The organism is Bradyrhizobium sp. USDA 3240, from assembly GCF_054063295.1.
Genome location: NZ_JBSSGD010000002.1, coordinates 8,639,624 through 8,661,580, shown reverse-complemented (window position 1 = coordinate 8,661,580; position 21,957 = coordinate 8,639,624). Strand labels below are relative to the sequence as shown.

The window sequence follows — 21,957 nt, the reverse complement described above, 5'->3', positions numbered from 1 at the left end:
GCCGTAACCCACTTCGATGCGTTGCCGACGGACCCCTTCTCGATATGCATTCCTCATCCGAACAGTTCGAGATCAGAGATCTTCACACTCATTCTGAGCGCGACGACCTCCTGCATCTGAACAACGCCAGCGCGCGGGAGACTTCGCTGCTGACGGCGCAGCGTTTCGCGCAATTGATCGATACCGCATCGATCGCGCTGTTCGTGCCGCCTTCCGCCGCACTGCTGTTGGCGTTTGCGCATTGCGACGAGTACGACGGCACGCATTTCGGGTGGTTTCGCCGCCGGATGGACCGGTTCATCTACGTCGATCGCATCGTCGTTGGGGCAGCGTGGCGGCGGTACGGACTGGCGCGCATGCTCTACCGCGAGGTGTTCCAGCAGGCTGCACAGCGCGACCTCGGCCGCGTCGTCTGCGAGGTCAACGTCGAGCCTCCGAACCCGACGTCGGACGCATTCCACGGCTCGCTTGGCTTCGAGGAAGTCGGCCGGGCCACGATCGACGGCGGCGCGAAGACGGTGCGCTATCTCTACGCGAAGCTTGAGCCTCGCGCGTGAACTTCAGTCGCGCGCGCGGAACAGCAGGCAGGCATCGCCGTACGAATAGAACCGGTAGCCGTCCTTGATCGCATGGGCGTAGGCGGCCTGCATGGTCTCGAGGCCGGAGAAGGCCGAGACCAGCATGAACAGCGTCGAACGCGGCAGATGGAAGTTCGTCAGCAGGATATCGACCGCGCGGAAGCGATAGCCCGGCGTGATGAAGATCGAGGTTTCCGCCGCAAACGGCTGGATGGTGCCGTCGGCATTTGCGGCACTCTCCAGCAGCCGCAGCGACGTGGTGCCGATCGCGACGATCCGGCCACCCTTTGCGCGTGCGGCATTCAGGGCAGACGCGGTCTCGGCGCTGATGCAGCCCCATTCGGCATGCATCTTGTGTTCGGAGGTCTCATCGGCCTTGACCGGCAGGAATGTCCCTGCCCCGACATGCAGCGTCAGGCGATGCAGCCCGACGCCGCGGCTCTTCAGCGTGGCTTCCAGCGCCGGCGTGAAATGCAGCCCCGCCGTCGGCGCGGCAACTGCGCCTTCATTGGCGGCGAACATGGTCTGGTAGTCGCTGACGTCCTGGTCGTCGGGCGTGCGCTTGGAGGCGATGTAGGGCGGCAGCGGCGTGGCGCCGACATCGGCGATGGCCTGGTCGAGCACCGGACCATGGAACGAAAATGACAGCGTCACCTCGCCCTCCTGCCCCTTGGCCTCGACCTCTGCATCGAGATTGCCGAGCAGGCAGACCTTGCCCTCATTGCCGAAGCGGATGGCGTCGCCGGGCGCAAGCTTCTTCGCCGGCTTCACCAGCGCCTGCCAGCGCGAGCCGTCGAGCCGTTTGATCAAGGTCGCCTCGATCTTCGGCTCGGTCTCGCGCCCGATCCGGCGGCCCCTGAGCTGGGCCGCGATCACCTTGGTGTCGTTGACGACGATCTGATCGCCCGCCTCCAGCCAATGCGGCAGGTCGGCAATCGTGGCGTCGCGCAGCACGCCGTCCGGATGCACGACCAGCATCCGCGCGGAATCGCGCGGGCTCGCAGGGCGAAGCGCGATGCTCTCGGGCGGCAGTTCGAAATCGAAGAGATCGGTGCGCATGGCCGTGACTATTACTTCAGCGCCGTCATTCCGGGGCACGCGAAGCGTGAACCCGGAATCCCGAGATTCCGGGTTCGATGCTGCGCATCGCCCCGGAATGACAGCGAATAGCTTACGCCGCGTCGGCGGCCATGCGTGCCTTGACGATCTTGTCCGGGTCCTTCACCGGCTCGCCACGCTTGATCTTGTCGACGTTCTCCATGCCCTCGGTGACCTTGCCCCAGACCGTGTACTGGCCGTTGAGGAAGGAGGCGTCGTCGAAGCAGATGAAGAACTGGCTGTCGCCGGAATCCGGACTGGCGGCGCGCGCCATCGAGGTGGTGCCGCGGACATGCGGCTCCTTGTTGAACTCCGCCTTCAGCTTCTTGCCGGAGCCGCCCATGCCGGTGCCCTGCGGGCAGCCGGTCTGCGCCATGAAGCCGTCGATCACGCGATGGAACACGATGCCGTCGTAGAAGCCTTCGCGCACCAGCTCCTTGATCCGCGCGACGTGACCGGGCGCGAGATCCGGGCGCATCTCGATCGTGACCGGGCCCTGGGTGGTTTCGAGGATCAGAGTATTTTCGGTAGCAGCCATGCTCGCTTCTCCTGGCTTCGGGGTGGATATTTCTTATTCCGGAACGGGATCGCGAATGGACGGCCCGCAACCGCGCCGCCCAGGCTCTCGGTAAATGGCATCGGCGTGCAGCGTTGCAACGCCTCCATCACCGCGACCCGGTACGCGATCCGGTCGTTGTCGGTCGCTTCCTGCGATTCATAGCTGATCCTGGGATGCCCGAGGATCGCGCCCTCACGGTTGAAGCTGACAATGACGGTAATGTCGATCGGAGCGGCCTTGTCCGCCGCCGGCGGCCGCCAGCAGCGATGGATCGCCAGAATAACGTCCCGGATCGTATTGAGTTGCTCCGGCTCGGCCGCCGCCGATCCGGTCAGCGCGAGCCACAGCACCAGTGGCGCGGCGAACCAGGCAAGTGGCTTGCTGCGCGCCGCCATCGCCGATCACTTGATGTCTGATGCGACCTGCACCTTCACCATCTTGTCGGGATCGGTGACGGCGCCGCCGGGAGAGCCCGCGGGAGCCTTCTTCAGCTTGTCGACCACGTCCATGCCCGACACCACCTCGCCGACCACGGTGTACTGGCCGTTGAGGCTCGATCCTTCAGCGAACATGATGAAGAACTGCGAGTTGGCGCTGTCGACACTGTCACCGCGCCGGGCCATGCCGACGATGCCGCGCTTGAACGGGACCTGCGAGAATTCCTGCTTCAGGTTCGGATATTTCGAGCCGCCGGTGCCGTTGAAGTTCTGGCCGTCGCCGGTCTGCGCCATGAAGCCATCCATCACGCGATGGAACGGCACGTTGTTGTAGAAGCCCTCGCGCGCCAGCTGCTTGATGCGCTCGGCATGCTGGGGCGCGATGTCGGTGCGCAGCTTGATGACGATGCGGCCCTTGGTGGTGTCGATCACGATCGCATTGGCCTTGTCGAGATTGGCTGGCAGCGGCTGCGCGACCGCAGGCACGACGCAGAGCAGCGCGGCAACGAATGCAAGAATGCGGATCATGGAAACTCCGGATCTCTGGACGTTTTGGGTATGGCAGGCCGCCGGCATCAGCCGGCGAACTTGGCCTTCAGGCTAGCGGCGACTGATGACGGCACGAATGCAGAGAAGTCGCCGCCCATCTGGGCGATTTGGCGCACCAGTGTGGCGGTGATCGGGCGGACCGCGACCGACGCCGGAACGAACACGGTATGCACCTCGGGCGCCATCGCCTCGTTCATGCCGGCCAGCTGCATCTCGTAGTCGAGATCGGTGCCGTCGCGCAGGCCGCGAATCATGATGGTCGCGCCGAGCTTGCGCGCCGCCGTCACGGTCAGATTGTCATAGGTGGTGCAATCGAAGGCGCAGCCCGCCTGCTGGGCAATCGGGCCGCACACCTCGCGCAGCATGTCCAGCCGTTCCTCGGTCGAGAACAGCGGCTTTTTGCCGGCATGGATAGCGACGGCGACGACCAGGCGGTCGCACAGGCCGACGGCTTGCCGGACCACGTCCAGATGGCCGTTGGTGACGGGATCGAAGGAGCCGGGATAGAGCGCGATACGGGACATGGTCCCTCCTAACCCGCCCGGCTCGTCCCGGCAAGCCGCCCGGGTTCCACCCGTCGCGCGAAATAAATACCTGCTCGTCCAGTGAACGAGTCCTGGGATGCCAGCGTCTACGTGGTGAATGTTTCGTCGGCCGTTGGCGGACGAAACAAAACCGGCCGGCGATGAAACCATTTTCCACCCTGGCGAAGACACCAGGAAACCTGCGGCCGGTAGACATTGGACAACGAAACGACGGGCCCGGGGGGTCCGATCATATGGGGACCGTCATGATCAAGGCACTTTCCGCTATCGCCGTTGCCGCGTTCATTGCCGCCGCGCTCACCGTTCTGCCGGGCTTTGCGCCGCAGGTCGCAGCCTCCACCCCGCAGCCGCTGGCCAAGAGCGACCGTCTCGACGTGCACCCGGTCGGCAAGGAGTGCTCACAGCAGGCCTGGCCGAATTTCGAAGCCTCCTGCCTGCGCAGCGCCGGCAACAAGACGGTCGTTCGCGAAGCCCGCCTCGTCACCGCCGATCGCACCCCGTAGTCACTTCTGACCCGTAAAGGCGTCACTTCCGTCCGTCACACAAAACCCAATGGTAATTTGCGACGTCCCGTCGCAGACTATCGTCTAAGGCGCCCGACCGGATGATCCGGCGGGCGCAAGCCATCGGGGGATTGCCGTGACCAGTACGCCCGCCATCGTTTCTTCTGGCCATCCTCCAACCAGCCCGATCCCGTTTGCCGTCACGCTCGGTGCCCTGGGTGTCGTCTATGGCGACATCGGCACTAGCCCCCTCTACGCCCTAAAGGAAGCCGCCAAGGCCGCCGCGCATGGCGGGCCACTCAGCCAAGCTGCCGTGCTGGGCACGGTGTCGCTGATCCTGTGGGCACTGATCCTAATCATTTCCGTCAAATACGCCATGCTGATCCTGCGCGCGGACAACCGCGGCGAAGGCGGCATCGTCGCGCTGCTGGCGCTGCTCTCCGCACGCAACGCGGCGCCCGGCACCTGGCGCGCCCATCTGCTGGTCGTTGGCCTCATCGGCGCCGCCCTGCTCTATGGCGACGGCGCGATCACGCCGGCCATTTCCGTGCTGTCGGCGATCGAAGGCCTCAAGGTCGACGCGCCGTCGCTGACGCCGGCCGTGGTACCTCTCACCGTCGTGATCCTGATCGGCCTGTTCTTCATGCAGAAGCAGGGCACGGGCTTCATCGGCAAGATCTTCGGCCCGGTGATGCTGTTCTGGTTCGCCGTGCTCGCAGCGCTCGGCATTCACGGCATCGTCAAGGCGCCCGGCGTGCTGGTCGCGCTGAGCCCGTTCTATGCGTTCGATTTCCTGATCCATCAGGATTTTCACGTCAGCTTTGCCATCCTCGGCGCCGCGTTCCTCGCGGTGACCGGCGGTGAGGCCATGTATGCCGACATGGGGCATTTCGGTCGCTTTCCGATCCGGCTCGCCTGGTTCGCCATCTGCCTGCCCGCGCTGGTACTGAACTATTTTGGCCAGGCCGGCGAGCTGATCAACGATCCGAGCTCGATCGATAACCCGTTCTTCCAGCTTGCCCCTGACTGGGCACATTACCCGCTCGTCCTGCTCGCGACCGTTGCGACCGTGATCGCCTCGCAGGCCATCATCTCCGGTGTGTTCTCGCTGACCCAGCAGTCGATCCAGCTCGGCTTCCTGCCGCGGATGCATATCCGCCACACCACGAGCGATGCGATCGGACAGATCTACGTGCCGCTGGTGAACTGGCTGCTTGCGGCGGGAACGCTCGGCGCCGTACTCGCCTTCGGCACCTCGGACGCGCTGGCCGGCGCCTACGGCATCGCCGTGTCGCTGTTGATGGCGATCACCACGCTGCTCGCGGCGCTGGTCGCGATCCAGTGGGGCTATTCGCCGATCATCGTGATCGCGGTGAACGGCTTCTTCTTCATCATCGACGCGATCTTCTTCGCGGCGAACACCGAGAAACTGTTCGAGGGCGGCTGGTTCCCGCTGCTGCTCGCAGCCGCGGTGGCGTTCCTGATGTTGACCTGGCGCAGCGGCGTTAAGCTGGTCGAAAAGGCGCGCGGCAAGTTGCGTCAGCCGGAAGAGGATCTGATCGAGACCGCGGTCAACAAATGCAGCGCCCGCCTGCCCGGCACCGCGGTGTTCCTGGCCTCGGCCCCCAATGGCGTGCCGCTCGCGCTGACCCAGTTCGTCAAGCACAATCACGTGCTGCATCAGCGCGTGCTATTGGTCACCGTGCTGATCGAGGAGCGCCCGCGGATCTCGGACGAGGAACGCGCCAATGTGCTCGAGATCAGCCCCGGCATCACCCGCATCGTCCTGCATTACGGCTTCATGCAGTATCCGACGATCTATGAGGGGCTGAAGACCGCCTGCCTGCAGGCCAAGCTGCCCGGCATCGATCTCTCCGACGTGACCTACTATATCGGCCGCGAAACCATCATCCCAAGCGAGGATATCCCGGGCATGTGGGTGTGGCGTGAATCGCTGTTCGCCTTCCTGCAGCGCAACGCCGAGCGTTCCGCGGCCTTCTTCGGCGTGCCGACGGGACAGGTCGTGGAGTTCGGCACCGAGATCGAGATTTGATCGAGCGGCTTGCGTAGCCCGGATGCAGCGCAGCGCAATCCGGGCTACGATAACCGGCAATGTCAGACGATCCGCCTCTTCAGCTGAAGCCGCGGCTGGCGATTTCGATCGACCAGGCGCAGGCGATCATCAGCCGCGCCGCACCGGGCGCAACGGTGCGCGACGTCGTCGAGCTGCGCGGCGGCGAGATCAGCACGATCCTCGAGATCGCGCTGACGGACACGCCAAACTGTATCCTCAAGGTCTACCCCGCCCAGCTGCATTGGAAGATGGCGAAGGAGGTCTATGTCCACGGGCTGTTGCGCGACGCCGATATCCCCGTGCCCCGCATCCTGCTCGCTGACGACACACGGTCGGTGATCGATCTCGGCTTCGTGCTGATGAGCAAGCTCGACGGCGTCGAGCTCAGCCGGCGCGATCCGGAGCTGAGCGAGCAGGAGCAGTTTGCGATCTTCGCCGAGATGGGCGCGGCGCTGCGCAGGATCAACGACATCACGCTCGACAGCTTCGGCTATATCGGCCCAAGCGGGGTCTGGACGCCCCACCCCACCAACCGCGCCTACATGTCCGCGCAGTTCGACCGCAAGCTGACCGAGTTTTGTACCCGCGGCGGCGACGCAGCGCTGGCCGAGCGGCTCCGGACCTGCATCGCCGCCCGTGCGCACCTGCTCGACGCCGCCGACAGGCCCCGCCTCTGCCACTACGATCTCCATGCCGGCAACGTGCTGGTGACGCCGGAAGGAAAGCCGCAACTCTGCGGCATCGTCGATTTCGAGAACGCGACGGCCGGCGATCCCCTGATGGATATCGCCAAGGCGCTGTACTACTTCACCCCGAAGGATGCGGCGCGGCGTGAAGGATTGCTCGCCGGCTATGGCGCGCTCGATCGCCCCGACTGGGAAGCGACGATCGCGCTCTACCGGCTCGCCTCCATGTTAGAGCTGTGGTGCTGGTTCGCGCAGATCGGCAAAGCGGATGCGCTGGCCGGCCTCACCAGAGAGCTCGAGAATTCGACCAGTCAGGCCGTGGCTTATTGACCGAAATCGGACGCGGGCATCGAGGCCTGGCAAAGGCCGGACGGCCTATTCGCCCGCCGCGAGACGACGCACGCCGGATGCGGTCAGGCCGAGTTCACCGAGCCGTCTGACTGCGTAACCGAGTCCGACAAGTCGCTCCCCGTGCAACTGAGGAATCTCCCGTTGCGCTTCACCCTTGCCGACCTCGACCAGGGAGGCGAACTCGTCCGAACTGAGGACTTGGGGATCATCCGTCATGACGCGACCTCGTCGGTCCAGACCTTGAACGAAACCAGCGTGTTTGGCCCAAACGTCTGGGTGATCGGAACGTCGGAGGCATCCCGTCCCTGTGCGATCAGAACCCGGCCGATCCTCGGCACGTTGTTGCGCGGATCGAACATATGCCAACGGCCGCCGATATAGGCCTCGAACCAGCCGGCGAAATCACCAGCCGCCCAGGGCAGCGGGGTGCCGATGTCGCTGAGATAGCCGGTGCAATAGCGCGCCGGAATGTTCATGCAGCGGCAGAAGGCAATAGCCAGATGCGCGTAATCGCGGCACACGCCTTTGCCTTCGTCGAAGACCTCCCGCGCCGTCTTGGTGGCGCGGGCGTGCTCGTAGCCGAAAGCGATGTGGCGATGGACGAAATCGCAAATGGCCTGGACCCGCGGCCAGCCCGGCGGCGTGCCCTCGAACAACTTCCACGCGATTTCCGAAAGCCGGTCAGTCTCGCAATAGCGGCTGCCCAGCAGATAGACCAGCGTGTCCGCCGGCAAGTCCTCGACCGCGTGCTGACCGGCCGAAGCAAACACCGGATCAGGCTCGCCGCTGTCGCGCACGACGCCATCGGCCGCCAGGCGCATCGGACCGGCCGGTGCAACGATACGGCTGCACCAATTGCCGAATCCGTCGCGATACGGCGTGATCGGCACCGCCGGGCTGGTGGTCAGGTGGTCGGGGACGATGATATCGGAGGCGCGCGTGAAATGCGTGCCCAGCACCATGATCATGGGCGTCGGCTGCGGGAACTCGTAGTGCATTTCGAATCCGACGCGAAGCTTCATTCGAAATACGTTCCTCTATGTCCTACCGACATGGCGACGATGCGGTCGAATACAAGGTACGATCTGCCTGATCGGACAAATACCCGTATCGCGCGAGAAAGTGCTGGCTATTTGCTGCAATCGCGCGCAGGAACGACGACGCTTGCCGACTGGCGCGGCTTTCCAGCGCGAGGCGAACCCGACGAATGTTCCAGTCGGATGGTCGAAAGCCTCCTCCGTGCGCTCGAGAAAGACTCGAACGCACTCACCGAAAGAGCTTCATGCAAAATCTCTCGCCTCGTCACGTCAAGACTGAAGAGTCCGTGCGCCTCGGCGTGACGTCCGGTTGGTATTCCACAAAGGTCAGCGGGACATTCGTGACCGGCCCGCATGACACCGAAGCCGATTGCCTGCGCAAGATCGCCGAGATCAATCCTCCTCCGCCGAGGAAGAAGAAATAGCTCCGGCGCGACCGGATTGGGCGCATCGGCAAATGCCAACTCAGACGCACGTCGGCAAGATGGCCAAACAAACCCGCGTTCGCCTTCTCGAGGTTGTCGTGAGTGCGCAGAAAGAGCCCACTCGCTGGAAATGGCATGTTTCCGAAGGCGGTTTGGAGCTCGTGCACGGCTACGCGACGTCACGTGAAACAGCGCAACGGGACGGCGATAGCGTTCTGTTCACAATGCTATCTGCGCCCCAGACGCCCTGAGCGGGTCGCCCTTCGACGAACAGAGACGCACGTTCGCGAAGCTCGGCGAAACGACGTATGGGCGCAGCCCTGCGCGCCCAGGCAATCAGGCATCAGTCAACCTGGCGTGGCGCCCCGACCTTGAGCCGCCTGCAACGAACCACGTTCGGGAACGACCCTACTCGCCGTTCCCGTTCGCGCCGTTCTCTTCCTCCGGAATGTGCTCGACCGAGACCACGTGCTCGTCCTCGGCGGTGTCGAACACGATCACGCCCTGGGTCGAGCGGCCGGCGACGCGGATGTCGGCCACCGGGCAGCGGATCAGCTGGCCCTTGTCGGTGACCAGCATGATCTGGTCGGCGTCCTCGACCGGGAACGACGCCACCAGATTGCCGTTGCGGTTGTTGACGCTCATCGCGACGATGCCTTTGCCGCCGCGGCCGGTGGTGCGGTACTCGTAAGACGAGGTCCGCTTGCCGAAGCCGTTGACTGAGACGGTCAGCACCACCTGCTCGGCCGCCGACAGCTCGGCATAACGTTCTTGCGACAGCTGGATCGCATTCGCCGTCTCCTCGCCCTCGGCATCCGCGGGCTCCTCGACGGTCGCCTCGCCGGCCACCGCGCGGCGCATCTTCAGGTAGGCCGAGCGCTCGTCCGAAGTGGTCTCGACATGGCGCAGGATCGACAGCGAGATCAGCTTGTCGGCCTCGGCCAGCGCGATGCCGCGCACGCCCATCGAGGTGCGGCCGGTGAAGACGCGCACATCGGTGACCGGGAAGCGGATGCATTGCCCGCCGGCGGCGGTCAGCAGCACGTCATCGCGCTCGGTGCAGATCTGCACGTCGACGATCGCCTCGCCCTCGCCGAGCTTCATGGCGATGATGCCGGAGCGGCGGACGTCGACGAAATCGGACAGCTTATTGCGGCGAACCGTGCCGCTGGTGGTCGCGAACATCACGTCGAGATTGCCCCAGGAGGATTCATCCTCCGGCAGCGGCATGATCGTGGTGATGCGCTCGCCCTGCTCCAGCGGCAGGATGTTGATCAGAGCCTTGCCGCGCGCGTTTGGCGCCGCCATCGGCAGCCGCCAGACCTTCTCCTTGTAGACCTGACCGCGTGACGAGAAGAACAGCACCGGCGTGTGGGTCGAGGCCACGAACAGGCGCGCGACGAAATCCTCGTCGCGGGTCTGCATGCCGGCGCGGCCCTTGCCGCCGCGGCGCTGCGCCCGGTAGGTCGACAGCGGCACGCGCTTGACGTAGCCCGCATGCGACACGGTGACGACCATGTCATCGCGCTGGATCAGGTCCTCGTCCTCGACCTCGCCTTCATGCTCGATGATCACGGTCTTGCGCGGGGTGGCGAACTGCTGCTTCACCTCGGCGAGCTCGGTCTTGACGATGCCCTGCACGCGCGCGCGCGAGCGCAGGATGTCGAGATAGTCGGCGATCTCGGCCGCGAGCTTGTCGAGCTCCTCGGATATTTCGTCCCGCCCCAGTGCGGTCAGGCGCTGCAGCCGGAGATCGAGGATGGCCCTGGCCTGCTCCATCGACAGCCGGAGCGTGCCGTCATCGTTGATGCGATGCCGGGGATCGTCGATCAGCGTGATCATCGCCTCGACGTCGCGTGCCGGCCAGTCGCGCGACATCAGGGCCTCGCGCGCGGTGTTCGGATCGGGCGAGGTTCGAATGACACGGATCATCTCATCGATATTGGCGACTGCGATCGCCAGGCCGACCAAAATGTGGGCGCGATCGCGGGCCTTGCCGAGCAGGAACTTGGTCCGCCGGGTCACCACCTGTTCGCGGAACGCGACGAAGATGGTGAGCAGGTCCTTCAGATTCATCGTCTGCGGACGGCCGGAATCCAGCGCCAGGATGTTGGCCGGGAAATTCGTCTGCAGCGGCGTGAACCGGTAGAGCTGGTTCAGCACCACGTCGGGCACCGCTTCGCGCTTCAGTTCGATGACGACGCGATAGCCGTCGCGGTCGGACTCGTCGCGCAGGTCGCCGATGCCCTCGATCTTCTTCTCTTTGACGAGATCGGCGATGCGCTCGACCATCGTCGCCTTGTTCACCTGATAGGGAATCTCGGTAATGATGATCGCTTCGCGATCCTTCCTGATGGTGTCGATCGCCACCTTGCCGCGCATCACGATCGAGCCGCGGCCGAGATGGTAGGCCGAGCGGATGCCCTGGCGGCCCAGGATGATGCCGCCGGTCGGGAAGTCCGGTCCGGGAATGATGTCGATCAACTCGTCGATCGTGAGCGCCGGATTGTCGATCAGCGCCACGCAGGCGTCGACGACCTCGCCGAGGTTGTGCGGCGGGATGTTGGTCGCCATGCCGACGGCGATGCCGCCGGCGCCATTGACCAGGAGGTTCGGGAACCGGGCCGGCAGAACCGCCGGCTCTTTCTCCGAGTTGTCGTAGTTCGGCTGGAAATCGACGGTGTCCATGTCGATGTCGGCGAGGACGGCAAGCGCCGCCTTCGTCAGCCGTGCCTCGGTATATCGGTAGGCCGCCGGCGGATCGCCGTCGACCGAGCCGAAATTGCCTTGGCCGTCGATCAGCGGCACCCGCAGCGAGAAGTCCTGCGCCATGCGGACCATCGCGTCGTAAATCGACTGGTCGCCATGCGGGTGATACTTACCGATCACGTCGCCGACGACGCGCGCGGACTTCACGTATTTCTTGTCCGGGGTGTGTCCCTGCTCATGCATCGAATAGAGGATGCGCCGGTGCACCGGCTTGAGCCCGTCGCGCGCATCGGGCAACGCACGCGACACGATCACGCTCATCGCGTAATCGAGGTAGGACTTCTTCATCTCGTCGAGAATGGAAACGGGACGAATATCTGAGGGCACCGGCGGCTCGCCGGGCTTGTCGTCTTCGGGTTCGGACAAAGGGGAAATCCGGTCAGTTCTGCTGGGGAATCATATAGACCATTGAAGGCCTGATAACCACCCTTGCGCGGCGCCGCAAGCCGTTTTTCCCTTCGTTTTTTCATGCACTTACCGGCCGCATTGCAGGTTTGCGACGCGCCTGCTTAGCCCGGCGGTTGCAAGGTCGCGAAGGCCTGGTGGAACCGGCCTTCGCAACGCCCTGATCATCCGATTATTGGCCGAAAATCACCGCGTGCATGATCCGCCCGGGCATGAAGGTGAAAAGCCCGGCAATGACCAGCGCGCCGAAGAAAATGCCGATCATCGTGAACTTGTGGCGGCGGACGTTGTGGTTCCGCGCGGCCGTCACGCCGAGCACCAGCATGATCAGCGAGAAGATCGACAGCAGATGGATCGGGCTCCCCGGGCCCACCAGCTTGATCTGATGGATCCAGAACGAGCTCCCGGCGACCACCAGCATCAGGATCACCCAGATCCAGCCCAGCGTCCGGTGCGGCAGCGTGCCCTTCGGTGCGGCGAGCTGGATGGAGCCAAGCACGAAGGCCGCCATCGCGGCAAAGGCATGGAGCGGGATCGCAGGCGCAGCGTCGAGCAGTGGCGCGAGGCTCATGATGGCAGCCCTCGAGTGAAGCTCGCGGCCAGACGTCGCTCGCCGCAGGCCAATGTAAATATCATTCACATTGACCTGTGTCAAAGTTCGGGGAACCCGCGCTGGCCGTCCTCGGTTGGACAAGGTCAAGCAGGCGCTTAGAGAGTTATCCTCAAAATCCACACGAGGAGACTTCCGCGACAAATCTCAACGCCGCTCCGGGATAATGATCTTCACGGAACGGCGTCTGACGGAATCTCGGAAAGCCTGACCTCCGGTCAGAACGGGATGTCGTCGTCCATGTCGCTGTTGCGGCTGCCGCCGCCGGCGGCGACCGCACGGCGTGGCGCCGAGCTGACCGGACCGGACGAGCCGAAATCGCTGCCGCCGCCATCATCGGCGAAGCTGCCGCCTCCGCCGCCCCGCCCGTCGAGCATGGTGAGGTTGGAGTTGAAGCCCTGCAGCACGACCTCGGTCGAGTACTTCTCGACGCCGCTCTGGTCGGTCCATTTGCGGGTCTGCAATTGACCCTCGATGTACACCTTGGCGCCCTTCTTCAGATACTGCTCGGCGACCTTGCAGAGGCCCTCGTTGAAGATCACGACGCGGTGCCACTCGGTCTTTTCCTTGCGCTCGCCGGTGCCCTTGTCGCGCCAGGTCTCCGAGGTGGCGATGGAAAGATTTGCGATCGGTCGGCCGTCCTGCGTCCGCCGGATTTCCGGATCCTTGCCGAGGTTTCCAACCAGGATCACCTTGTTCACGCTTCCCGCCATCGCATCATCTCCGCTCAAAAACCGGGCGCCGGACATCGGCCGCCACTCTCAACCATCGCCACTTACTTGCAGGCGCCGCGAATGACCTATACGGCCGGTGCCGGCTCGATGCCCTCGCCGTCGCGCGGTTATCCACGATATTCAAGATATAGCATCGCAGCCGACACTGTTCCAGTTTTGTTCGCCACAACCAGCCGTAGAAGCAGCCGGTGGTCATGGAGTCGCCGCCGATTTCGGTCCGACCACCAGCGGGCTCTGACGCCTTACGAAAATGTAAGTTAAATCAACGCCTTGCCTTGTCGACACTTCCTCTGCGAGTGTTGCATTTGGGAGACGGCGCTTCAGGTTGAATCAGCGTATAGCTACCACCCATCAGACGGGCGCTCGCGTCTGAAGTCGCGCTTCGGGACCGTTGGAAGCCGATTGGGAAGCTGGGGGTTTGATTATGAAGAAGTTTTTGCTCGCTACGGTTGGCCTGATTGCATTCGCTGCGCCTGCCGCGGCTGCCGATCTCGCTGCGCGCCCCTACACAAAGGCGCCGCCGATGATCGCCGCCGTCTATGACTGGAGCGGCTTCTACATCGGCGCCAACGGCGGCTGGGGCTCGAGCCACAATTGCTGGGACCAGGTCCCGGGCGGCATCTTCATCGGCTCGGATGGTTGCCACGACGCGACCGGCGGCGTTGCCGGTGGTCAGATCGGCTATCGCTGGCAGGCGGGCACCTGGGTGTTCGGCCTCGAAGCGCAGGGCAACTGGGCTGACCTGAAGGGCAGCAACAACAGCGCGATCTTCCCGGGCCTGTTCACCAACCAGAGCAAGATCGACGCGTTCGGCCTGTTCACCGGCCAGATCGGCTACGCCGTCAACAACGTGCTGCTCTACGCCAAGGGCGGTGCGGCGCTGACCGACAATCGCTTCAACACCTACTTCACGCCGACCGGCGTCCTCGCCGGCAGCGCGAGCGACACCCGCTGGGGCGGCACCATCGGCGCCGGCATCGAAGTCGGCTTCGCGCCGAACTGGACCGCCGGCGTCGAATACGACCACCTGTTCATGCAGGACAAGACCTACAACCTCACCACCCCGACCGGCGCGCTGTTCAGCAACATCCGCGATCGCCAGGACGTCGACCTCGTCACCGTCCGCGTGAACTACAAGTGGGGCGGCCCGGTGGTTGCGCGCTACTGATCGCGTGACACGGATTTGATCCAGACGAAAGGCCGGCTTCGCGCCGGCCTTTTTTTTGCGAGGGCGGTGCGCTCCAACGTCGGACCGCCTGATGTGCTCGACAGCTACTACACCGAGTTGCGCAGCTTCGGCGACATCAAGGGCCGGCTCGCCTACGCCGACGGCGCGACGCTGTGGTTCGTGAACGGCGGCGCCGCGGTCGGCGACATCCTGCACCGCTACAATGCCGGGCTCGCGCCGCCCTCGGTCTCGGCCAGTGACACGCGCTGGAGCTGGACCGTCGGCGCCGGCGTCGAATACATGTTCGCCGCCAACTGGTCGGCCAAGCTCGCGTACAATTACATCGATCTCGGCAAGGTCGCGCCGACCCAGTACACGCCGGCGATCAACGATCGCTCGGAGTGGAAGGACACCTTCCACACCGTCAAGCTCGGCATCAATTACCACTTCAACGCGCTGAGCCCGGTCGTATCAGCGAAATACTGAGCTACCGGCGGTCGCTTCGCATCGGAGAAAAGAGCCGGCCTTGCGCCGGCTTTTCGTTGCGTGCAAGCGCGCGCTTCGCCGAGCCATTTTCCGTGCATTGTGGTTTCACGGATACACAACTTCCAAGATTTCTAAGTAGAAACACGCGATCGTCACACGACACTGCTGTGACGTTCCCTTCAGTGTTTGAAGGGACAACAAGAAAATGGGACTGGGACTTTGAAAATCAGGAATGTTTTGCTGGCTTCGGCCGGCATGTTTGCCCTCAGCGCAATTGCACCGGCAATGGCCGCCGACATGGCGGCACGCGCGCCTTACGTGAAGGCTCCGCAGCCGGCCGCGATCTACAACTGGACCGGCTTCTACATCGGCGGCTTCGGTGGCTATGCCAGCGAGGACTCCGGCAACCCGAAGATGGAAGGCGGCTTCGGCGGCGGCACCGTCGGCTACAACTGGCAGGCCGGCAACATCGTGTACGGCCTCGAGGCTGACGGCGCCTGGGCTGACGTCAATGCGTCCGCTACCGCTTTCGGCATCACCGCGACGAGCAAGATCGACGCGCTCGGCACCGCGCGCGGCCGCATCGGCTTCGCCGTCGACAAGGTGCTGTTCTACGGCACCGGCGGCTACGCCTGGGCCGACAACAAGCTCACCCTCAGCGCGGGCGGCGTGAACGTCTCGCAGAGCAACTTCCACTCCGGCTGGACCGTCGGCGCCGGCATCGAGGCGTTCATCGCGCCACAGTGGTCGATCAAGGGCGAGTACCTGTATCGCAGCCTCGGCGGCGAGACCTACTTCGGCATTCGGTCTGCCGACATCAACCTGCACACCGTGCAGTTCGGCGTGAACTATCACTTCGGCGGCCCGATCGTCGCCAAGTACTGAGCGAAAAGCAGACCTCACGGTCTCGAAAAGGCCGGCCTCGCGCCGGCCTTTTTTGCGTCCGGGAACCGGGCCCTGCTGACGGCTGCTGCCAACAGGCAAACTATCCGTTGATGGACGCGACTCAGCACTGGAAATTGTCGGCCGTTCTTCCTACGTTCCAGTCTTCTCACCCATCGGCGCAAGGTCCCGGCAGCACCGGCGATGCGCGCCCAAAAGGCGCCCGATCATGCGCCCGGAAATGTCGCTATGGATGAAGTGCTCAAGGCGAAGCGCCAACAGACCGCCGGCTCCTCATCGCGCGCCATCACGATCCGCGGCGCGCGCGAACACAATCTGAAGAACATCGACGTCGAGATTCCGCGCGACAAGCTCGTGGTGTTCACCGGCCTGTCGGGCTCCGGTAAGTCGTCGCTCGCGTTCGACACCATCTATGCCGAGGGCCAGCGCCGCTACGTCGAGTCGCTGTCGGCCTATGCGCGCCAGTTCCTCGAGATGATGCAGAAGCCCGACGTCGACCAGATCGACGGCCTGTCGCCTGCGATCTCGATCGAGCAGAAGACCACGTCGAAGAACCCGCGCTCCACCGTCGGCACCGTCACCGAGATCTACGACTACATGCGCCTGCTGTGGGCGCGCGTCGGCGTGCCCTATTCGCCGGCTACCGGGCTGCCGATCGAGAGCCAGATCGTCTCGCAAATGGTCGACCGCGTGCTGGCGCTGCCGGAAGGCACCCGCCTCTACCTGCTGGCGCCGGTCGTTCGCGGCCGCAAGGGCGAGTACAAGAAGGAGCTCGCCGAGTATCTCAAGAAGGGCTTTCAGCGCGTCAAGATCGACGGCACCTTCCATGAGCTGTCGGAGGCGCCCGCGCTCGACAAGAAATTCCCGCACGACATCGACGTCGTGGTCGACCGCATCGTGGTGCGTCCCGACCTCTCCCAGCGCCTCGCCGAAAGTTTCGAGACCGCGCTGAAGCTCGCCGAGGGCCTCGCCGTGATCGAATACGCCGACGCGCCGGCAGCGGCACCGGCCGAGGACAAGAAGAAGACCGCGAAGATCCACGACAAGAGCGGGCCCGAGCGCATCCTGTTCTCGGAGAAATTCGCCTGCCCGGTCTCCGGCTTCACGATCCCCGAGATCGAGCCGCGCCTGTTCTCGTTCAACAACCCCTATGGCGCGTGTCCGGCCTGCGGCGGTCTCGGCGTCGAGCAGCATATCGACGAAGACCTGGTCATTCCCGACAAGGAGCTGACCTTGCGCAAGGGCGCGATCGCGCCGTGGGCGAAATCGTCCTCGCCCTATTACATCCAGACCCTGACTGCGCTCGGCAAGCATTACAAGTTCACGCTCGACACCAAGTGGAAGGACCTGACCAAGAAGGTGCAGGCCGCGCTGCTGCACGGCTCGGGCGACGACGAGATCAAGTTCTCCTATGAGGACGGCGTCCGCTCCTACGACACCAAGAAGCCGTTCGAGGGCGTCGTCACCAACATCAATCGCCGCTACCGCGAGACCGAGAGCGAGTGGGCGCGCGAGGAGCTCGGCAAGTATTTCTCGGACGTGCCCTGCGCCGGCTGCAACGGCTACCGGCTGAAGCCGGAGGCGCTGTGCGTCAAGATCGGGGCTAAGCATATCGGCGAGATCTCCGAGCTTTCGGTCAGGCGCGCCGGCGAATGGTTCGAGACGGTGCCGGAGGCGCTGAATGCGCAGCAGAACGAGATCGCCGCGCGCATCCTCAAGGAGATCCGCGAGCGCCTGACCTTCCTGCTCGACGTCGGCCTCAATTACCTGACGCTGTCGCGCTCCTCAGGCACGCTGTCCGGCGGCGAGAGCCAGCGCATCCGTCTGGCCTCGCAGATCGGGTCGGGCCTGACCGGCGTGCTCTACGTGCTGGACGAGCCGTCGATCGGCCTGCACCAGCGCGACAACGCCCGGCTGCTCGACACGCTGAAGCGGCTTCGCGACCTCGGCAATACCGTGGTCGTGGTCGAGCATGACGAGGACGCCATCCGGCTTGCCGACTACGTGCTCGACATCGGACCCGGCGCCGGCATGCATGGCGGCCACATCGTCGCCGAAGGCACGCCCGACCAGATCATGCGCAACCCGAAATCGCTGACCGGCAAGTATCTCACCGGCGAGCTTTCGGTGCCCGTGCCCGACCGGCGGCCGCCGAACCACCGGCGCACCATCAAGGTGATCAACGCCCGCGGCAACAATCTGAAGAACGTCTCGGCCGAGATTCCGCTCGGCCTGTTCACCTGCGTCACCGGCGTCTCCGGCGGCGGCAAGTCGACCTTGCTGATCGACACGCTGTACAAGTCGATCGCGCGCAAGCTGAACAATGCCAGCGAAGGCGCGGCCCCGCACGACCGCATCGAGGGCCTCGAGCACATCGACAAGATCATCGACATCGACCAGTCGCCGATCGGCCGCACGCCGCGTTCGAACCCCGCGACCTATACCGGCGCATTCACGCCGATCCGCGAATGGTTCGCCGGCCTCCCCGAGGCCAAGGCGCGCGGCTACGAGCCCGGGCGGTTCTCCTTCAACGTCAAGGGCGGTCGCTGCGAGGCCTGCCAGGGCGACGGCGTCATCAAGATCGAGATGCACTTCCTGCCCGACGTCTACGTCACCTGCGACACCTGCAAGGGCAAGCGCTACAACCGCGAGACGCTTGAGGTGCTGTTCAAGGGCAAGAGCATCGCCGACGTGCTCGACATGACGGTCGAGGAAGCCGCCGACTTCTTCAAGGCAGTGCCGCGCGTGCGCGAGACCTTCCAGACCCTGCACCGCGTCGGCCTCGACTACATCCATGTCGGCCAGCAGGCCACCACGCTGTCCGGCGGCGAGGCCCAGCGCGTCAAGCTGGCCAAGGAGCTGTCAAAGCGCGCCACCGGCCGCACGCTCTACATCCTGGACGAGCCGACCACCGGCCTGCACTTCCACGACGTCGCAAAACTGCTGGAGGTGCTGCACGAGCTGGTCGCCCAGGGCAACACGGTGGTGGTGATCGAGCACAACCTCGAAGTCATCAAGACCGCCGACTGGGTGATCGACCTCGGCCCCGAAGGCGGCGACGGCGGCGGCGAGATCGTCGCCTGGGGCCCGCCCGAGGACATCGTCAAGGCGCCGCGCAGCTACACCGGCAAGTTTCTGGCCCCGGTGCTGAAGAAGGGGAACAGCAAGCCGAGGAAGAGCTCGGCGAGCGAGGCGGCGGAGTAGTTTAGGAAGCCCCCTATTCCGGGGTCAATCGTGGATATCCTCAGTGCGCCAAAGCGTTTTTGACTGGTCTTAGAATGGGCGTCGACTGGTTTCGCAAGCAGTCTTGGTCGCAAGAGGATCAAACCGAATTTTGGCGGCGCTTGAACAGAGCGCGGGAGACAAATCGGGCGCAGTACGTCTTCGTTCAAGGCTTCACTCTGATGGAAATCGGGCAGCGATACGACGCCGATGCGATAGCTCTCTTCAACCACGTGATCGATCGCTACCCTAATTCCATTACCGTCGTGCAAGCGCTCTCCGCAAAAGCCGACTGTCTTTTAAGGTCAAGAGACATTGAGGGCGCGCTGACTTACTATGAGCATGCGATCCAGAGGATGCGTGTCAAGCCGAGTGTCCAGACATGGGCGTGGCTTGAACTTGCGTGGGTCGTCGCGACTAACGAACTCTCGAACCGCTATGAGACTGCCCTTGCGGTCCTTGATGAGTTCGGGAATCGAGCAGCATTGTTTCCCGTGGTAGTATTCCGCGTCTACGGTAGCCGCGCCCTCATCATGAACACCTACGGATTGACCGACCTTGCCGCGAACAACGCACGCACAGCGCTTAGTGCGGCCGACCAGGAAGAGTCCGGACTTCGATACCGTCCGAAGTTCGGTGTTGTGGGACCAAGGTACGATGACATCCGGGCACGCTTAGCGGCAATTGCGTCCGCGTGAAATTCGGTACCGGGCACGCTGGTAAGCAGCGCGGACCAGCGCGTAGGATGGGTAGAGCGAAGCGAAACCCATCAACTCATCCTGCGGCCCGAATGATGGGTATCGCTTCGTTCCACCCATTCTACGGATTCCCTCGGTAAGTGGCTATCTGCCAGACGTTCGCCCATGTATCCCGGACCATCGCGCGCCTGTCGCCATAAGGCGTATCCGCAGGGGTCTCGATCGATTCAGCGCCTACCGCAATCGCGCGCCGGTAGGTCTCGTCCGCGTTCTCAACATAGACATAGAGAAAGGCCGGCATGGCGTCCCGTACGCCTCCGCCGTCGCTGATAAGGATGATCGAGTCTCCGATCCGAATTTCCGTTGGCGCGCCGGACCGGACGTCGCCCTCCGCATCGAAAACGTCTCTCAGGAATCCGGCCAAACCGGTGAGGTCGCGCGTGACAATTCGCGGTATGACGGAAGGCCAGCCGGCGGGCTTGAACTGGGGCATGCGTCTGTCTTTGCCTAGGCCACGACGATGCGCCGTAGATTAGAGCAGTAGCCCGGATGAGCGAAGCGATATCCGGGAGCCTTCTCGTAGTCGTCGACCTCTGTCCGCATGTCGCTTCGCTCATGCGGGCTACAACAACCGTCCCCTCGCCTCCGCGCTATACCGCCCAATAATTCGGGTGCGTGTAGCCGTGCGAGCGGTCGCCCCAGTCGAACTCGTCGCCGTCGAACTCGGACGGGCCAGTGCGCAGATCGTCCAGCGTCACCTCGGCCTCAAAGGCCTGGCGCGCGGGATCGAACTTCAGGGCCGTCCACTTGACCGGATAATGGTGGTGGCTGCTGAGCACGCCGCCCGTCTTGATCACGGCGTAGGCCACCGTTCCGCTCACCTTGTCGAGCATCAGCCGCTCGATCGATCCGAGTTTTGAGCCATCACGCCCGAACACGCAGACATGCTCGACGCGGTCGCTGGGCACCAAGGTATGATGCATGGCATCCTCCCTGTCTTCCCTTGTTCGGAGGGGATTATAGGCCTGTCGTCCCGGTCAGCCAACGGGTCGCGCGAGGAAGCGTCAGGCGGCTCGAAGGTCGTAGGGTGGGTTAGCCGAAGGCGTAACCCACCGCTCCTCCGCGAGGAAGGTGGTGGGTTACGCTTCGCTAACCCACCCTACGCACCGTGCTTCGCACCTACTCCGTCCGTCTCAGAAACGCCCCGAACGCGCGCGGGCCGTCGCCGACCTTGACCTCGCCGATCACCTTGAGCTCGGCGGCATCGATCACACTCAGCGTGTTGCTCTCCCAGTTCGCGACCACGATGCGTTTGCCGTCGGCGGTCGCCTCGATGCCCTCGGGGTAGTCGCCCACCGTGATCCGCTTCACCAGCTGCAACGTCGTAAGATCGAACACGCTGACCTTGCCGTCATACTGGTCGGTGACGAAGCCGCGGCCCTGCGCCAGCGCCACCGCATAGGGTCGCAGGCCGACATGGACGCGGCCGATCTCGCGCGCGGTTAAGATGTCGATCACCGAGACGTCGTTGGAGCCGACATTGGCGGTGTAGGCGCGCTTGCCGTCGGCATCGATGGTAACGCCGAACGGACGGGTCCCGACCTTCACGATCCCTCTCCGCTCGTGGGCGGAAATGTCTGATATCGAAAGGCTGTCGTCGTCGCGGTCGGCCGAGAGCAGCAGCCGCCCGTCCGGCGTGACGGCAAGCCCGGATGGCGATGCGCCGACCGCGAGACTGGCGACGACACGTTGCTCCCTGGCATCGATCACCCGCACCGCGGCGGCATACCAGTCGGCGACATAGACGGTTGCGCCGTCGGGCGCCACCGCGATGCCGAGCGGCCCGCCGCCGACCTCGACCCGGCCGACCACCTTTCGCGCCGACGCGTCGACCACCGTGACCGCCTTGGCGTCCGGGCTCGTCACATAGGCGAAGCGGCCGTCGTTGCTGACGGCAACGCCCGCGGGCTTGCCGCCGATCGCGATGGTCGCGACCGGCTTCGAGGTCGCAAGATCGACCACCGTCAGATCGTCGCTGAGCTGGTTGGTGACGAACGCCTCCTCGGCGCGCGCGCCGCTGAGACTGGCGAGCAGCGCCACCAGCGCGATCGCGCGCATGC

Annotated in this window: 22 protein-coding genes and 1 pseudogene; 10 read left to right on the top strand and 13 right to left on the bottom strand. The window is 64.2% G+C overall.

Annotated features, from left to right (window positions below; genetic code table 11):
* Positions 1-44 precede the first annotated feature (44 nt).
* Positions 45-557 (top strand): GNAT family N-acetyltransferase, encoded by a 513-nt coding sequence (locus ACVIGA_RS41350; protein WP_456670541.1) that lies wholly within the window; start codon positions 45-47, stop codon positions 555-557.
* 3 nt (positions 558-560) lie between these two features.
* Here the strand turns inward: ACVIGA_RS41350 and queA are convergent, their stop codons facing one another.
* From queA to coaD, 5 genes are all read right to left on the bottom strand, one after another.
* On the bottom strand, positions 561-1,637 hold the full coding sequence (queA, locus tag ACVIGA_RS41345; protein WP_456670540.1) for a tRNA preQ1(34) S-adenosylmethionine ribosyltransferase-isomerase QueA: 1,077 nt from the start codon (positions 1,635-1,637) through the stop codon (positions 561-563).
* 112 nt (positions 1,638-1,749) lie between these two features.
* Entirely contained in the window at positions 1,750-2,214 is a 465-nt protein-coding gene (locus ACVIGA_RS41340) for a peptidylprolyl isomerase (RefSeq protein WP_223975197.1), read from the bottom strand.
* Positions 2,190-2,630, bottom strand: a complete 441-nt coding sequence (locus tag ACVIGA_RS41335; protein ID WP_456670539.1) for a hypothetical protein — start codon at positions 2,628-2,630, stop codon at positions 2,190-2,192. Before ACVIGA_RS41335 ends, ACVIGA_RS41340 begins: the two co-directional genes overlap by 25 nt.
* Positions 2,631-2,636: 6 nt before the next feature.
* A complete protein-coding gene (locus ACVIGA_RS41330; protein WP_456670538.1) occupies positions 2,637-3,200 on the bottom strand; it encodes a peptidylprolyl isomerase in 564 nt (187 codons plus the stop codon).
* A gap of 47 nt (positions 3,201-3,247) precedes the next feature.
* Complete coding sequence (coaD, locus tag ACVIGA_RS41325) at positions 3,248-3,745, bottom strand: pantetheine-phosphate adenylyltransferase (RefSeq protein WP_092114077.1); 498 nt, start codon at positions 3,743-3,745, stop codon at positions 3,248-3,250.
* Positions 3,746-4,011: 266 nt separating this feature from the next.
* On the opposite strand from coaD, the gene ACVIGA_RS41320 reads away from it, so the two are divergent.
* From ACVIGA_RS41320 to ACVIGA_RS41310, 3 genes are all read left to right on the top strand, one after another.
* The gene (locus tag ACVIGA_RS41320) at positions 4,012-4,269 is read left to right on the top strand and encodes a hypothetical protein (protein ID WP_212319671.1); all 258 of its coding nucleotides are present in this window, start codon (positions 4,012-4,014) and stop codon (positions 4,267-4,269) included.
* A gap of 154 nt (positions 4,270-4,423) precedes the next feature.
* A complete protein-coding gene (locus ACVIGA_RS41315) occupies positions 4,424-6,322 on the top strand; it encodes a potassium transporter Kup (RefSeq protein WP_374708069.1) in 1,899 nt (632 codons plus the stop codon).
* A 59-nt stretch (positions 6,323-6,381) separates the two neighbouring features.
* A complete protein-coding gene (locus ACVIGA_RS41310; RefSeq protein ID WP_456670537.1) occupies positions 6,382-7,359 on the top strand; it encodes a phosphotransferase family protein in 978 nt (325 codons plus the stop codon).
* Between the two features lie 45 nt (positions 7,360-7,404).
* Here the strand turns inward: ACVIGA_RS41310 and ACVIGA_RS41305 are convergent, their stop codons facing one another.
* Together ACVIGA_RS41305 and ACVIGA_RS41300 are read right to left on the bottom strand one after the other, a co-directional pair.
* The gene (locus tag ACVIGA_RS41305) at positions 7,405-7,596 is read right to left on the bottom strand and encodes a hypothetical protein (protein WP_456670536.1); all 192 of its coding nucleotides are present in this window, start codon (positions 7,594-7,596) and stop codon (positions 7,405-7,407) included.
* Positions 7,593-8,402, bottom strand: a complete 810-nt coding sequence (locus tag ACVIGA_RS41300; RefSeq protein ID WP_223975206.1) for a transglutaminase-like domain-containing protein — start codon at positions 8,400-8,402, stop codon at positions 7,593-7,595. Before ACVIGA_RS41300 ends, ACVIGA_RS41305 begins: the two co-directional genes overlap by 4 nt.
* A gap of 260 nt (positions 8,403-8,662) precedes the next feature.
* Here ACVIGA_RS41300 and ACVIGA_RS41295 point away from each other — a divergent pair, with 260 nt between their 5' ends.
* Positions 8,663-8,842, top strand: a complete 180-nt coding sequence (locus tag ACVIGA_RS41295) for a hypothetical protein (protein WP_092114072.1) — start codon at positions 8,663-8,665, stop codon at positions 8,840-8,842.
* A 408-nt stretch (positions 8,843-9,250) separates the two neighbouring features.
* Here ACVIGA_RS41295 and gyrA read toward each other — a convergent pair whose 3' ends face one another.
* From gyrA to ACVIGA_RS41280, 3 genes are all read right to left on the bottom strand, one after another.
* The gene (gene gyrA / locus ACVIGA_RS41290) at positions 9,251-11,977 is read right to left on the bottom strand and encodes a DNA gyrase subunit A (RefSeq protein WP_456670535.1); all 2,727 of its coding nucleotides are present in this window, start codon (positions 11,975-11,977) and stop codon (positions 9,251-9,253) included.
* A 211-nt stretch (positions 11,978-12,188) separates the two neighbouring features.
* A complete protein-coding gene (locus ACVIGA_RS41285) occupies positions 12,189-12,587 on the bottom strand; it encodes a DUF2306 domain-containing protein (RefSeq protein WP_456670534.1) in 399 nt (132 codons plus the stop codon).
* 257 nt (positions 12,588-12,844) lie between these two features.
* Entirely contained in the window at positions 12,845-13,339 is a 495-nt protein-coding gene (locus ACVIGA_RS41280) for a single-stranded DNA-binding protein (RefSeq protein WP_097672149.1), read from the bottom strand.
* Between the two features lie 445 nt (positions 13,340-13,784).
* On the opposite strand from ACVIGA_RS41280, the gene ACVIGA_RS41275 reads away from it, so the two are divergent.
* The 5 genes and pseudogenes from ACVIGA_RS41275 to ACVIGA_RS41255 all read left to right on the top strand — a co-directional run bounded on the left by ACVIGA_RS41275 (position 13,785) and on the right by ACVIGA_RS41255 (position 19,837).
* On the top strand, positions 13,785-14,528 hold the full coding sequence (locus ACVIGA_RS41275; protein WP_456670533.1) for an outer membrane protein: 744 nt from the start codon (positions 13,785-13,787) through the stop codon (positions 14,526-14,528).
* Between the two features lie 99 nt (positions 14,529-14,627).
* Positions 14,628-15,014, top strand: a pseudogene (locus ACVIGA_RS41270) (outer membrane protein); the annotation flags it as partial.
* Between the two features lie 225 nt (positions 15,015-15,239).
* A complete protein-coding gene (locus tag ACVIGA_RS41265; RefSeq protein WP_456670995.1) occupies positions 15,240-15,899 on the top strand; it encodes an outer membrane protein in 660 nt (219 codons plus the stop codon).
* A gap of 246 nt (positions 15,900-16,145) precedes the next feature.
* A complete protein-coding gene (gene uvrA / locus ACVIGA_RS41260) occupies positions 16,146-19,121 on the top strand; it encodes an excinuclease ABC subunit UvrA (protein ID WP_456670532.1) in 2,976 nt (991 codons plus the stop codon).
* A 74-nt stretch (positions 19,122-19,195) separates the two neighbouring features.
* Positions 19,196-19,837 (top strand): tetratricopeptide repeat protein, encoded by a 642-nt coding sequence (locus ACVIGA_RS41255; RefSeq protein ID WP_456670531.1) that lies wholly within the window; start codon positions 19,196-19,198, stop codon positions 19,835-19,837.
* 121 nt (positions 19,838-19,958) lie between these two features.
* Here ACVIGA_RS41255 and ACVIGA_RS41250 read toward each other — a convergent pair whose 3' ends face one another.
* From ACVIGA_RS41250 to ACVIGA_RS41240, 3 genes are all read right to left on the bottom strand, one after another.
* The gene (locus ACVIGA_RS41250) at positions 19,959-20,330 is read right to left on the bottom strand and encodes a VOC family protein (protein ID WP_456670530.1); all 372 of its coding nucleotides are present in this window, start codon (positions 20,328-20,330) and stop codon (positions 19,959-19,961) included.
* Between the two features lie 157 nt (positions 20,331-20,487).
* Complete coding sequence (locus ACVIGA_RS41245) at positions 20,488-20,820, bottom strand: PRC-barrel domain-containing protein (RefSeq protein ID WP_375780951.1); 333 nt, start codon at positions 20,818-20,820, stop codon at positions 20,488-20,490.
* A 196-nt stretch (positions 20,821-21,016) separates the two neighbouring features.
* Positions 21,017-21,955: a YVTN family beta-propeller repeat protein gene (locus tag ACVIGA_RS41240; protein ID WP_456670529.1), complete on the bottom strand. Its 939-nt coding sequence runs from the start codon at positions 21,953-21,955 to the stop codon at positions 21,017-21,019.
* Positions 21,956-21,957: the final 2 nt, after the last annotated feature.